The sequence below is a fragment of the Paenibacillus sp. GM2 genome (assembly GCF_900069005.2).
Classification (GTDB): Bacteria; Bacillota; Bacilli; order Paenibacillales; family Paenibacillaceae; genus Fontibacillus.
Genome location: NZ_LN831279.1, coordinates 1,950,267 through 1,963,205, shown reverse-complemented (window position 1 = coordinate 1,963,205; position 12,939 = coordinate 1,950,267). Strand labels below are relative to the sequence as shown.

The following is a 12,939-nucleotide window of genomic DNA, read 5'->3' as shown; positions in this document are numbered from 1 at the left end:
GAATCATACATGCTAATAAGAGAAATTGAGGAAACAGATAATAAGCAGGTTGAGCAGCTCATAAGAACCTGTCTGATAGAATTTGGCGCAAATAAACCGGGCACAGCGTGGGCCGACCCCAATTTAGGAGATTTCTATCATCTGTATAGTACAGAGGGATGCAAGTATTGGGTCGTTGAGCTAGATGACCGGATTGTGGCCGGCTGCGGGATTGGACCGGTGGTTGGCTTCCCTGAAGTCTGTGAACTGCAGAAGATGTATGCTTTGCAAGAAGCGCGTGGAACCGGAGCAGCGAGTCATTTGCTTGAGACTGCCCTTGATTTCGCCAAGCATCATTATAAGCAATGTTATTTGGAGACGCTGAGCAACATGATTGCGGCTAACAAGTTTTATGCCAAAAAAGGGTTTAAGCAATTAGACAAGCCTCTGAATGCGACAGAGCATTTCGCTTGTGACGCATGGTATATTCTTGATTTATAAAATGTTTTAGGTGGCCGAAAGGCGGCGGAACACCCTATATGCCCGCGGATTCTACATAATCCCAACACCCTGGGGGATGATAACAGAGATTCCTAAATTTCGATGAAGGGGAGTTTATGGTGTCTCAAAATAAAAGCCCTGCGACAAGTGAGAAGAAGTTGAAGTGGTGGCAGTTGTCATTGCTTGGGGTCGCCTGTACGGTAGGTACAGGTTTTTTTCTGGGGTCCCATATCGCTATTCAGCTCGGGGGCCCCTCGGCAGTTATTGCTTATGTATTAGCAGCTGTTGGAGCCTATTTGGTCTATGACAAGCTGTCGCAAATGACAGCGGATGATCCGATGGAGGGCTCTTTCCGCTCTTACGCCAAGAAGGCCTTCGGCCGTTGGGCAGGATTCAGCAGTGGCTGGGTGTACTGGTCGTCAGAACTGCTGATTATGGGAAGCCAGCTAACAGCACTTGCCTTGTTCTCAAGATTTTGGTTCCAGCAAGTACCGATGTGGTGCTTTGCTGCTGGATATGGCATTTTGGGTCTTATCATTATTTTCATCGGGACCAAAGGGTTTGAACGGATGGAGAGCATTTTTGCTGTAATGAAGATCGCGGCCATTTTCATGTTTCTAGTGATTGCCATACTTGCGATTGCCGGCGTCCTCAGGACCCATGCTCACGGACCGTCCATTCCCAGGGACTGGTTCCCCAATGGTTTGATTGGGTTTTGGGCGGGGCTTATTTTCGCCTTTTACGGCTATGGTGGTCTGGAAGCGCTGGGACTCATGACAATGCGGCTGAAAGATCCTAAGGAATCCCCGAAGGCCGGCAAGGTCATGCTCTTGCTGCTGATGTTCATCTATGTCATCTCAATAGGTCTGGCGCTGATTCTGGAGCCCTGGCAATCCTATACAGTCAGAGAAAGCCCTTTTGTCGTGGCTCTCGTGGATTACAGGCTGTCCTTTGTTCCGCATTTGTTCAACGCCGTCCTCATTATTGCCGGATTTTCCACGATGACTGCCTCATTATTTGCGGTCACGACTATGATTGTTACTCTAGCCAGGGACGGGGACGCACCGCGATTTTTTATTAGAGGGAGAAAAGTGGAAGGAAAGAAGCCCTTACCGGCTATAGGCTTGACGACGGCAGGGCTGCTCGCCTCGGTTGTGTTTGCTCTTTTAATGCCCAGAAGCGTATATGAATACATCACCACGGCCGCAGGAATCATGCTTCTATACAACTGGCTGTTTATTTTGCTGATGTCAGGAAAGCTGCTTAAGCTTACAAGCTGGGGAAAAGCCAAGCGTTACATCGGGATGGCGCTGATCAGCCTGACGCTGGTGGGGACCCTGTTTCATAAAATCAGCCGGCCCGGATTTTTTATTAGTCTCGGATTTATCGTCATTATCGGGTGCGTTACTCTAATCATGCGGCATTTCTGGAATAAGGCTGAGGGGGCTAAGCAGGATTTGTCCAAGAGTGAAGAAGAAGCCCAGCTTTCCCCAGGCATTAATTCCCGAACAAAATACGGTATGCCTCATATCCGAAGTAAAGGCCGAATCCGATAAGCGATAGACCGGAGATGACCGAGACAGCGCCGATAAGGCGCCCGGTCAGGAATCGTCTAAACATGCTGGCCACCAAGGCCATGGCCACATCCCACAACATGATGCCGGCCATGATAGCACAGCTGTAGAGCAGCACCCTTTTGGCGTCGTATTTAGCGATCATATCCGCCAGTACCGATCCGTAGATCCCCATCCAGAACAGGATGGAGAGGGGATTAGAGATGGACATCACGAATCCGGCGCTAAAGGATTTTACATGCGATTCATGACCGCCACGCATTTCCATTCCCGTTTTGCCGACCGTTAGCAAGCTTTCCACTCCGATGTAGGTCAGAATGAAGAAACCAAATAACAGAAGGAACGTTTTCATAAATGGAATGTTAAGAAAGTGAATAACGCCAAAATATACAAGCAGCATAAAAATCCCATCCGCTACCATAGCGCCAAGCCCGACTAACCAGGCATGGAGAAAACCTCCCTTGATCCCCCGGTCTATCTGAGCGGCATTAATCGGCCCGATTGGCGCAGCCAACGAGAGTCCAAGCAATAAATGGCTGATCCATATATTCAATATTCATACCCCCAAACCTTAGCCCTGTGTTATATCCTATGAGGGAAAATGACTTGTACAACTAAAATTTTCCTTGTCCTCATTCCGTTATCGATAGTCGATGGGGGATAATCAATCCGGACAGGTTATTCTTTAATCTGGGCATCCTTGCTATCCGCGATCTGGGAGATTTGAATTGAAACCTCCTAATGTCACTGCAATAGAGTAGCCGATGCTTTATACTATTTTCCTGCTTGGAGGATGGATAGAGGTCACCAGAGTTTTCAGTCGAAAACGGTCTTTCAAATGAAGTGATTTTCTTAGACATATGAGGAAACACTACGTTAAATGTAAATATCCCGCATCGTTTGTCGTTATAGCTATATGGCGCTTGTCGTAAAAGTAGTTGCATTGCAGGACACATAAAGAACAAATGACTGAGTTATAGTGTATACATCGAGAAAAGTCTGATTACAGAGAATTCTGTAGGTGAAAATATGAGAAATAGAAGCATTACCTTCAAACTGTTTATTTTATCTGTCATCTTTTTTGCCTGTTTTTATCTTATGATCATTCTGTCGCAGTTCTTCTTCTTTGAGAAGTTCTATCAGAATTACCGCATAACTAAGGTGGAGCGGGAACTGGATAAATTCGCCTTGAAATATACGCAGGAGAAGGCAGATAACAGAGAGCTTCTGCTGGAAGCTGTCAAATTTATGAGCCATAGCCGCAGTCAGCTGGCTGTCGTCAATATGGACGGAAATATGGTGATGGAAGACCCTTACCGATTGGTGCTGGAGCTTCCCGATCATAAGAGGGTTCTCGTGGCGCTATCTCTTTTTATGAGTATGAATCCGGATAAGTTCAGGGATGCCAACTTGAAAATTGGAGACGAGCTAACGATTTGGGGCGAGAAGGACATTCGTGAGGATGAATCCGTTGTGGTCTTTTACCCGGATAAAATCAATAAGCTGAATTTCAGCCCCGCCTCAATTGGCGAGAACTATGATAATGACTCCACGCAAATCTCGGGTACTGTCGTCGATCTTGTCCTGCCGAATATCAAGAATTGGAACCAGCGTCAGGGCTTGCTCATGTTCGCTTTGTATGAGCATTTTCCGCTCTCAACGGAGGTTAAGGAACAGCTTAATTCGATGGTTAAGCAGGAATTCCAGTGGGTGGAGCCATGGAGCGGCACAAGCAATTTTATTATTATTGAGCCGGTCATGAAGGAGAATGGGAAAAAGGATCTGCTGTTTACCGTAACCTCCTTACAGGAGATTAGCGATGCGAATGAGGCGTTGCGTTGGTTGTTCATTTATGTTGGCTGCGGGGGGATTATACTGATTCTGATCTTGGCGCTCTTCTTCTCCAAAATGGTTGCAAAACCTTTAATTGCATTAAATATAATGGCCAAAAAGATGCTCAACTTTGAATTTGGATCCTTAAAACCGATTCGGCAGAAGGATGAATTAGGCAGCTTGTCTATGAGTATGCTGACGATGTCGCAGAAGCTGGACAGTGCGCTGCGCGAGCTAAAAGAAGCGAATCAGCAATTACAGAAAGATATGGAACAGAAGGAACGCATGGAAAAGACGCAGAAGGAATTTTTCACCAATGCGTCCCATGAGCTAAAAACCCCGTTAAGTATCGTCAAGAGCTTCGCCGAAGGCTTGAAGGACGGGGTGAACTTGAACAAACAGGATCATTACGTCTCCGTCATTGTCGAAGAGGCAGAGAAGATGGAGATGTTGATTACTAATATGCTTGATCTGGCCAGGTTGGATTCGGGAACCATCGAATTGCGAAAAACATCCCTTATGCTCAGTGAATTGGTGGAGAAGGTCGCCAGCAGGCTGATGTACCCATTGCAGGATAAGGGATTGGAGATTGTCGTAGTGCCGGTTAATGAACAGCCTGTACCGGCTGATCCGCTGTGGTTCGAGCAGGTCGTCTTGAATCTGATAACGAACGCTATTCGTCATGCAGTAGCAGGAAGCACGATTCTCATAGAGGTGATCAGTACACCGGACCTTACTACCTTGTCCGTCTCCAACCAAGGGGAAACCCTTAGCGAAGAGCAGCTTGACCTCATCTGGGAGCGATTCTATCGCGGTGAAGCCTCGCGCAGTCGGCAGACCGGGGGGACCGGCCTGGGACTCTCGATTGCACAGCAAATCATGGATTTGCATGGCTGCAGCTATACGGTGAGAAATCTGCAGGATGGCGTTCAATTTATCGTCGAGTTCCCGGTCTGATCCGCGGATAGTTCATTCAGACGATCTGGAGTTCAACCAGGATTCGGCTGTGAATGGAAACAGATCCAGAAAGAAGGAATAGCGTGAGTAAACATGTGCTTATAGTGGAGGATGAAGCGCGGATTCGAGAGGTGATCTCGGATTATTTCATCCAGGATGGCTGGCAGGTCACGGAGACGGACAATGGGCGCGATGCATTGAGCTGGTTCGAGGCCCTTTATCCCGACCTGGTCATATTAGACATTATGATGCCTCAGATGGATGGATTTGAGGTATGCAAAGAGCTGCGGCTTCGTTCAGGGGTTCCTATTATTCTATTAACGGCCAAATCGGCGGACCAGGATAAGCTGCTAGGTTATGAGCTTGGCGCGGATGACTACATGACGAAGCCGTTCAGTCCAAAGGTATTGGTTGCCAAGGCAAACTCGTTAATGAAACGTGTTATAGACAATTACAAACCGGATGGATATCGATTCCTGTTCGGTTCTTCCGTTCTTAATACGCTGGCGCACCGGCTGGAAGTAGATGGTGTAGAGGTTGAATTAACGCCCAAGGAGTATGAACTCCTGCTGCTTCTCATCAACAACAAGAATCTGGTTGTGACCCGTGAAGCCATTATCGCCCGGGTATGGGGAATTGAGTTCGAGGGAGATAACAGAGTTGTAGATTCGCATATTAAGAAGCTGAGGTCGAAGCTTGGCTATGATTCACAATTTATCCGAACCGTGATTGGCGTCGGCTATAAATTTCAACAAGAAGAATCCCCCGCTCAGAAAGGAGAATTATAATGAGTTGGAAATTCATACCTAACACTTGTACATTCGTTAATTTATCTGCGGGTGTTACCTCTTTGATATTAACGATTCACGAGCAGTATCGGCTTGCTCTATTCTCTATAGCAATTGCAGCGCTTTTTGATGTGTTCGATGGGTACCTGGCACGGCTAATGAACTGCAGCAGTGATTTTGGCAAGCAGCTGGATTCCTTGGCGGACATTGTTTCTTTTGGCGTGGCGCCCGTGTTTCTGGTCTTATTGCATAGAACCGGGGAATTTCATTGGCTGAGTGCTGTAGCAGCCATTATATTTCTAGTATGCGGTGCCTCAAGACTTGCTAGATTCAACATTTCGATATCAAGCCCTCAATTTACGGGCATGCCTATCACCTGCGCCGGTACTTTATTGGCCTGCTTGTCGCTTACGAACCATTTGAAACCATCGGTCATTATTGCGTTTATCGTAGTATTATCCTTTCTAATGGTCAGCCGTATTCCGTTCCCTTCACTTAAGAATATCAGCATCAGGAAATAATCGGAGATAATATTATGGAGACAGCTATTGATTTTATAACGCAATATGGATATGCCGCAATTCTAGTATTGTTGGCGCTGGGGATTGTAGGACTTCCGATCCCGGACGAGACATTGATGTTGTTTGTTGGTTACTTAGCATCAGAACACATATTGAACTATTTTTTAGCCATTATTATTAGCTTTATCGGTTCTGTGACTGGAATGGCCATTACTTATGTGATTGGGAGAAGAGTGGGTTCAGCGATTATTGAGAAATGCGGGAAATGGGTTGGACTGACTCCCAAACGATACGATAAGGTCAAGAATTGGTTCAACAAGTACGGTGCTTGGACGATTGTATTCGCGTATTTTATTCCCGGCATCCGCCATGTTTCCGGTTATATGTCCGGGATTTCCCATCTTCCATTTCGAAAATATATCGTCTTCTGCTGTACAGGAGCCTTGGTGTGGACTATTTTGTTCATTTCGCTGGGGTATTTTATCGGTGGCCGGTTCTTGCAGTAAGCAGCGTAAGTAAATTTAGCACAATAATCATCCAACCAGGTGCAGCGTCAGATTCAAATCCGCAGGGATGAACCGCTGGCATATTGAAACTGAGAAAACTGTTGTATCCACGGTATTTAAATGATCTGATGCTGCAATAGGAGCTATCCGAAAGGTTATTTTTATAAGGCCATGCCGTAAGGGGAAAAAGCCGCTAATGCCGTGGAATGGTGTAAAGGACAAAAGCCGCAAAATGCGGGTGAAATGTCGTAAAGGGCAAAAGCCGCAAAATGCGGGTGGAATACCGTAGAGGGCAAAAAACGCAAAATGCGAGTGAAATACCGTAGAGGGCAAAAGCCGCAAAATGCGGGTGGAATACCGTAGAGAGCAAAAAACGCAAAACGCTGTGAGGGAAAATGCTGTGGAATGCGGGTACAAATCCGTGAAATGCCTTACTCTGGACACGCTTGGTCTTCTTCGCTTAGATAGGAGATCAATTGGGCAGCTGCTTTGGACAGTACGCTTTTTGGATTAAAGCATGGGGTACGAAAAGCTGCGGCAATATTGGGGCGGCAAGAATAGTCACCTCTTTGTGGCAGGCTAACGGAAATCTGTGCTGTTATTAAGCTTGAAAAGGCGAATTTGGAAAGGTAACGGAAATGGAGTCCCTTAAATGGAGTTATTCAGCGAAATCAGGGGGATTATCCCCCAAATAGCGGATTGGATTTCCGTTACAATTCCAGAATCGTCAAATTCACCAAAATAGCGGACTCAGCTTCCGTTAGAATGAGCAACCGTAGAGGCTCCCGCACAAGAACCCGTAAAAGCACTCATAAAGAGGCTCCCGCATAAGCATCCATAAAAACTCCTGTATGAGCATCTCCCGAATGAGCAACCGTAGAAATTCCCGCACAAGAACCCGTAAAAGCACTCATAAAGAGGCTCCCGGATGAGCACCCGTAAAAGGCTCCTGTATGAGCATCTCCCGAATGAGCATCCATAAAAGCTCTGGTAAAGAGGCTCCCGCATAAGCATCCATAAAAGCTCCGCATGAGCTTCCCGCATAATCTTCCGTATGAAGCATCCCACGTTAAGTTGACAACGTGGGATATATAACATATATTGTTGGTAATAAATTGATAATAACATTGTGTTACTAAGATTGGATTATGATGACGGTGCAGGTGACGATGAATGGAATTAAGGGATCGCAATGGGTTGACGGAACGGGAGTTCCTGGAACAATATCGAGCTGGAGATTATGAGCGTCCATCGGTGGCTACAGATATGGTTATCTTTACGGTGAGTGATACGGAGGAAGATAATTACCGCAAGCTGCCGGAGAAGGAGCTGCGCATCCTGCTCATTCAGCGTGGCGGGCATCCATATCTGGGACAGTGGGCACTGCCAGGGGGATTTGTCCGCCCTACGGAGACGACGGAGCAGGCGGCTCAGCGTGAGCTGCGGGAAGAGACCGGCGTAGATCATGTCTACCTGGAGCAGCTGTACACCTTCAGCGAACCGGGTCGCGATCCGCGCACCTGGGTGATGAGCTGCTCTTATATGGCGCTGATCGATAGCGGTCAGGTTGAGGTTGAGGCCGGAGATGATGCGGACCATACCGCTTGGTTCCAGCTCTCTTATCGATTGCTGCGGGAGTCAAAGGAACTGCTGGAGGACGGGTATATCAAGATGAGGCAATACGAACTTAGCCTGATCCATGGAGATATCTGCTTGAATGCTATCGTAGAACAGAAGATTACATCGACGGATCAGGCCCAGGCAACGGAGTACGCTATTATCTCCAATCAAGGGCTTGCCTTCGACCATGCGAAGATTATCGCCTGCGCTATCGAACGGCTGCGGGGCAAGGTCGAGTATACGGATATTGCGCTTCATTTAATGCCCAAATGGTTTACCTTAACAGAACTGCAGCAGGTATATGAAGTCATTTTGGACCGAGACCTGCTGAAGGCGGCATTCCGCCGCAAGATCGCCGATCTTGTTGAAGAGACGGATCATTATACGGAGAACGCCGGTCATCGCCCTTCGAGGCTGTACCGGAGAAATAGGGAGAGGATTTAATTGATCTATAACATCGAGGAGCTGCGCAAAGCTCATAATGCAGGACAGAAGTTGAAATATGTGTTCTTCTGGGGACATACGCCTCCGTCTGAAGGCAGCATCAATCGGAGCTGCTTCAGCCAATGGTGGAAGTGCGAATTTACGGTGGACGGCAAGCGTTATTCCTGCACGGAGCAATATATGATGGCGGAGAAGGCGCGCCTGTTCAACGACGGGGAGATGGAAGCCGCGATTATGAACGCCAGGCATCCGAAAGAGATGAAGGCCTATGGTCGCGCCGTGAAGAGCTTTGACAATGAAATCTGGGAACAAAACTGCTATGAAATTGTGAAGCGAGGCAACTTGGCTAAATTTTTACAAAATCTGCAGCTGGGGAATTATCTGAAATCGACGAAGAACCGGATTCTCGTGGAAGCCAGTCCGCTTGACCGTATCTGGGGGATAGGAATGGGAGATAACGATCCTCATGTGGAGAATCCGCTGAAATGGCGGGGACGCAACTTATTGGGCTTTGCACTGACTGAAGTGCGGGATCAGCTGATCCTAGATGATAACAGGTAGGGGATTACCATGAATCGAAAAGAAATTGCACAAAATACACTGCAATATATTGAGCAAGGATATTATGAAGTAAATGGACGGCGTGTTGATTTCGCTGCGGAGCAGAAGCATTCCGAGGATCGCAGCGTGTTGATTACGCCTGAACAAGGGGAAACGCTGGTGCGCGCTTGTACGCCGCCTGCGCATGGAGTGCAGGCGAAGCAGAACGTTGTTAATGCGGCAACAGTCAAGGCAATCCTTGATTTCACACAGGCGGGGGTAGAGCGGGTTGGTGTACTGAACTTCGCCAGCGCCAAAAATCCCGGAGGCGGCTTCCTGAATGGTGCAATGGCGCAGGAGGAGAGCCTTGCAGCATCCAGCGGTCTATATGGTACTCAGCTGCGCAATGAAGGTTATTACAAGGCTAACCGTGCCTGCAAGTCCATGATGTATACCCATCATGCGATCTATTCACCGGATGTGGTATTTTTCCGGGATGAGCGATTTGAACTGCTGGAGCGGCCGGTAACGGCTTCCGCATTGACGCTGCCAGCAGTCAACTATGGACAGGTGCTGTTGAAGGGAGAAAATGCGGAGCAGGCGCTTCAAGTCATGCTCGATCGCATGCGTCTTGCCCTAGCTATTTTCGCTGAACGCGGGGATCGCAACCTGATTCTTGGAGCATACGGCTGCGGTGTATTTCGCAATGACCCGGTCAAGGTTGCGGGCTGGTGGCATGAGCTGCTTATTAAGGAGGGTTACGGCAAATGCTTTGAGCATATTGTATACGCAGTCCTTGACAACTCCAAGGATCAGAAATGCATTCGTGCATTTGACAACCGTTTCGGAGGTCAAGTAGGCTAAAGTTATACCGCTGAAGCCAGCGGTAATGATGCGTGATCAAGGGGGAATTATTAATTAACCCTATTCGCACTTTTGAGGAGGTCATAGATTTTGAAATATTTCTCCCTATTTGCTTCCAAAAATGATATTGATGATCTGGAGGGCAAGATAACGAGCGTGTTTGCGAGAAGCTATAAGATTGATAGGAACGGCAGTGACTATCTTCTGCAATCCAATTCATTATTCAAAAAGCAGAAGCTGACGATTCGAATCTTGACCGAGGATGCCAATCCTGATTATTTCGAAGCAAATATTCCGGGGATGATGGGCTTTTACGACCGTATCCCTTTTGCCGATGAGCAGTTAAAGGAACTGGTGTTAACGCAAATTTCCGTCTTTAATACATTGCTTGCGCTCGAAGCGGAGAAGGAGCTGAACGAAGGGCAATGGCAGCTCTGTCTCGAACTGATGTCTGCGCTTGGCGGCATCGGATTTCTGCAGGATGGCACCCTGCTTGACAGTGACGGGCAGGCGGTCGTTCATCCGGACGGAAGCTCGGGCCCGGCGAATTTCAGACCCCATGCGTGTACGAATAAAATTATGGGTCCGCAGCAGACATCTGAGGAAGGGGCGCGGAGAAAGCAAACGTCGATCTCCTACATACGAGAGCGCGGTATACCTTATCTGGAGTCCATGCCTGAGCTTCCGCCTGCAGCGGAATGCCAGTGGAAGACGCCGGAGGAAATTGCCAGAAGGGCGATAGCCCTGCTGATCGTTATTCAGTATGCTTGCGATGTTGCCCAGGGAGAAGAGCTTGGGGAATCCAGGGACTTTATCCTCAATTTATTGCAGAAATTTGGCGTGGAGGAAGAGCTGACCGACAAGGAAAGGGAGCTTCTGCAGGACGAGCATCCGACGAATCAGGCAGCAATCAATATAACTTGGCAATATGAAGCTTATTGGGCGTTGATCTGGGCGCTCGGGCTTGTGGAAAAGCTTGATTTTCCCGATCAGGTCTGTGACTGCGACTATGCAATTCAGGTTGTCTCGCAACGCGATTCTTTTGAGGACTTCTATCGGGAGATATCGATGCGCAGTCAGGCGGAAATTCTTGATGAAGCCGATAAGGTCTACAGGCTGCACTGGGCATGCGTAGACCGTAGAATCCATGGTCAGGAGGCACCCGCGGGCATGAGTGAGAGCATTGTCATGGAGAGACGCCGTGGTCTGTTCTGGCTGATCGGACGCTTTGATGAAGGCTGGGATGATATATCGATGGACACATAGCCATAGCTAAATATTTATTGTTTACATGAAAGACCGCCTTTGATGGGCGGTTTTCTTTTTTTGTGGTATCCTTATAAGGCGTTTTGGTGGGGGAATATTCTCCACCTGCCAAAGAAACGATATATACATAGAAGAGGTTGTTCAAAAAAGTCCGCTTTTGATTTGAGAAGTAACTTGACATCGAATCTTGAATTCAGTCAGGCCTTACAGTGCTCACGTAGGTTTCGCCTACGCTCCGCTCCTCTGTCCCTGGCTTATTCAACCTTCTCGGCGCTGAAAACGGCCCTTTTGAACACGCATTATAAGTAATTGATGAATGGAGTGTACAGCATAGATGATACTTGCATTATGGATAGTACCGCTTGTCACATTGGTTATATTCCTCTGGTTCTATCTTCGGGACCCAAGGCGAATTATTAATGGCTTTCTGTTCAACATATTTGCCCTTTCAACAGGTGGAATGTGTATTTTAGCGGCGATAACGTCCGATATTCCGATTTTGAGAATACTGGCGATATTTCCGGTCATTTTAATCTTTCTTGTGTTGCTCTTCGGGGGATTCGCCCTGGCAATCCTCTTGATGATTAACGGGCGAATCTTAATCAAAAAAGAAGGACGGAAGTTTTCGAACTATCTCGCCTTATTATTAGGAATCTGCATCTTGGCTTATATCGTTCTTTCTATTATTCAACCGGTGAGTTACATGCCGTGGTGGGTACAAATTCTATATTCCGGGGTAACGTTCTTACTGTTCTATTTCTTCATCGATCTGTCCAGCTTCCTATCGGCTTATTTCCTGTATCAGTTCAATCATCCGAAATTGAATCAGAACTTTATCATCGTACTCGGAAGCAAGGTCATCGGCCAAAGAGTTCCCCCTTTGCTCGCAAATCGCATTAATAAGGCGATTGAATTTTATAATCGTCAAAAAGCGGTGACAATGCCGCCGAAGATCATTCTCTCCGGGGGAAAAGGGTCGGATGAACAAGTGTCAGAAGCCGAAGCGATGCAAACTTATGCAGTGGATAAGGGGATTCCGATCGAGGATACGCTTCAAGAGAATCGTTCCACAAATACTTATGAGAACATGGTGTTCTCCAAGCGGATTATGGACGATTTAAGCGGTGGCAGCCGATATAACAGCATTTTCACAACCAATAACTTTCATTTATTCCGGGCTGGCATGTATGCGCGTTTGGCAGGGTTGCCCAGCCAAGGAATCGGAGCCAAGACGGCTCTATATTACTGGCCAAATGCCATGATTCGGGAGTATGTGGCTGTTGTAGTCATGAATAAGAAGCGGCATAGCATCGTCTCCGGTGTCATATTAGGGATTCCGGTTATCATCCTGATGTTCTCACTTATTGTAAGATGATACAGCTTTGATTCGAATTTAGAACAAAGAGGGAAATATCCTGGATACAACGGTTAGTAGCTTTGCTCAACTCTACCCGTCATTTTCGTCGATCTCTGTGCAAAATTCGAGGGGAATTAATGATCTGCATGCGCGGGAAAATGCCGCAGAGAGGGCGTGGGTGAGTTGTAG

General features: G+C 47.3%; 12 protein-coding genes. 11 read left to right on the top strand and 1 reads right to left on the bottom strand.

Translation table 11 applies throughout. The features are described 5' to 3' along the window. Positions 1-9 precede the first annotated feature (9 nt). A complete protein-coding gene (locus BN1360_RS18600; RefSeq protein ID WP_068781328.1) occupies positions 10-480 on the top strand; it encodes a GNAT family N-acetyltransferase in 471 nt (156 codons plus the stop codon). Between the two features lie 119 nt (positions 481-599). Continuing rightward, the gene (locus BN1360_RS18595) at positions 600-2,036 is read left to right on the top strand and encodes an amino acid permease (RefSeq protein WP_068781503.1); all 1,437 of its coding nucleotides are present in this window, start codon (positions 600-602) and stop codon (positions 2,034-2,036) included. Here the strand turns inward: BN1360_RS18595 and BN1360_RS18590 are convergent. Further along, the gene (locus tag BN1360_RS18590) at positions 1,978-2,607 is read right to left on the bottom strand and encodes a LysE family transporter (protein WP_068781327.1); all 630 of its coding nucleotides are present in this window, start codon (positions 2,605-2,607) and stop codon (positions 1,978-1,980) included. The two genes, BN1360_RS18595 and BN1360_RS18590, sit on opposite strands and share 59 nt — an antisense overlap. Before the next feature lie 476 nt (positions 2,608-3,083). On the opposite strand from BN1360_RS18590, the gene BN1360_RS18585 reads away from it, so the two are divergent. From BN1360_RS18585 to BN1360_RS18545, 9 genes are all read left to right on the top strand, one after another. Further along, the gene (locus tag BN1360_RS18585; RefSeq protein WP_068781326.1) at positions 3,084-4,844 is read left to right on the top strand and encodes a HAMP domain-containing sensor histidine kinase; all 1,761 of its coding nucleotides are present in this window, start codon (positions 3,084-3,086) and stop codon (positions 4,842-4,844) included. A gap of 83 nt (positions 4,845-4,927) precedes the next feature. Then, positions 4,928-5,632 (top strand): response regulator transcription factor, encoded by a 705-nt coding sequence (locus BN1360_RS18580; protein ID WP_068781502.1) that lies wholly within the window; start codon positions 4,928-4,930, stop codon positions 5,630-5,632. Further along, entirely contained in the window at positions 5,632-6,153 is a 522-nt protein-coding gene (gene pssA / locus BN1360_RS18575; protein WP_068781325.1) for a CDP-diacylglycerol--serine O-phosphatidyltransferase, read from the top strand. The genes BN1360_RS18580 and pssA overlap by 1 nt, the downstream gene beginning before the upstream one ends. 14 nt (positions 6,154-6,167) lie before the next feature. Further along, positions 6,168-6,659, top strand: a complete 492-nt coding sequence (locus tag BN1360_RS18570; protein WP_068781324.1) for a DedA family protein — start codon at positions 6,168-6,170, stop codon at positions 6,657-6,659. A 1,173-nt stretch (positions 6,660-7,832) separates the two neighbouring features. After that, positions 7,833-8,723, top strand: coding sequence for an NUDIX hydrolase (locus BN1360_RS18565; RefSeq protein WP_068781323.1), 891 nt, complete (start codon positions 7,833-7,835; stop codon positions 8,721-8,723). Continuing rightward, positions 8,724-9,284: an NADAR family protein gene (locus BN1360_RS18560; protein ID WP_068781322.1), complete on the top strand. Its 561-nt coding sequence runs from the start codon at positions 8,724-8,726 to the stop codon at positions 9,282-9,284. Positions 9,285-9,293: 9 nt separating this feature from the next. Further along, positions 9,294-10,127 carry a TIGR02452 family protein gene (locus tag BN1360_RS18555; protein ID WP_068781321.1) on the top strand — a complete coding sequence of 278 codons (834 nt, stop codon included), beginning with the start codon at positions 9,294-9,296 and terminating at the stop codon, positions 10,125-10,127. A gap of 90 nt (positions 10,128-10,217) precedes the next feature. Beyond that, on the top strand, positions 10,218-11,393 hold the full coding sequence (locus BN1360_RS18550; RefSeq protein ID WP_068781320.1) for a DUF4272 domain-containing protein: 1,176 nt from the start codon (positions 10,218-10,220) through the stop codon (positions 11,391-11,393). Positions 11,394-11,730: 337 nt separating this feature from the next. After that, complete coding sequence (locus BN1360_RS18545) at positions 11,731-12,768, top strand: YdcF family protein (RefSeq protein ID WP_148466619.1); 1,038 nt, start codon at positions 11,731-11,733, stop codon at positions 12,766-12,768. Positions 12,769-12,939: the final 171 nt, after the last annotated feature.

Coding starts and splice junctions, on each gene's coding strand:
- BN1360_RS18600 (WP_068781328.1), top strand. CDS start 10: ATGCTAATAAGAGAAATTGAGGAAACAGATAATAAGCAGGTTGAGCAG.
- BN1360_RS18585 (WP_068781326.1), top strand. CDS start 3,084: ATGAGAAATAGAAGCATTACCTTCAAACTGTTTATTTTATCTGTCATC.
- pssA (WP_068781325.1), top strand. CDS start 5,632: ATGAGTTGGAAATTCATACCTAACACTTGTACATTCGTTAATTTATCT.
- BN1360_RS18570 (WP_068781324.1), top strand. CDS start 6,168: ATGGAGACAGCTATTGATTTTATAACGCAATATGGATATGCCGCAATT.
- BN1360_RS18565 (WP_068781323.1), top strand. CDS start 7,833: ATGGAATTAAGGGATCGCAATGGGTTGACGGAACGGGAGTTCCTGGAA.
- BN1360_RS18555 (WP_068781321.1), top strand. CDS start 9,294: ATGAATCGAAAAGAAATTGCACAAAATACACTGCAATATATTGAGCAA.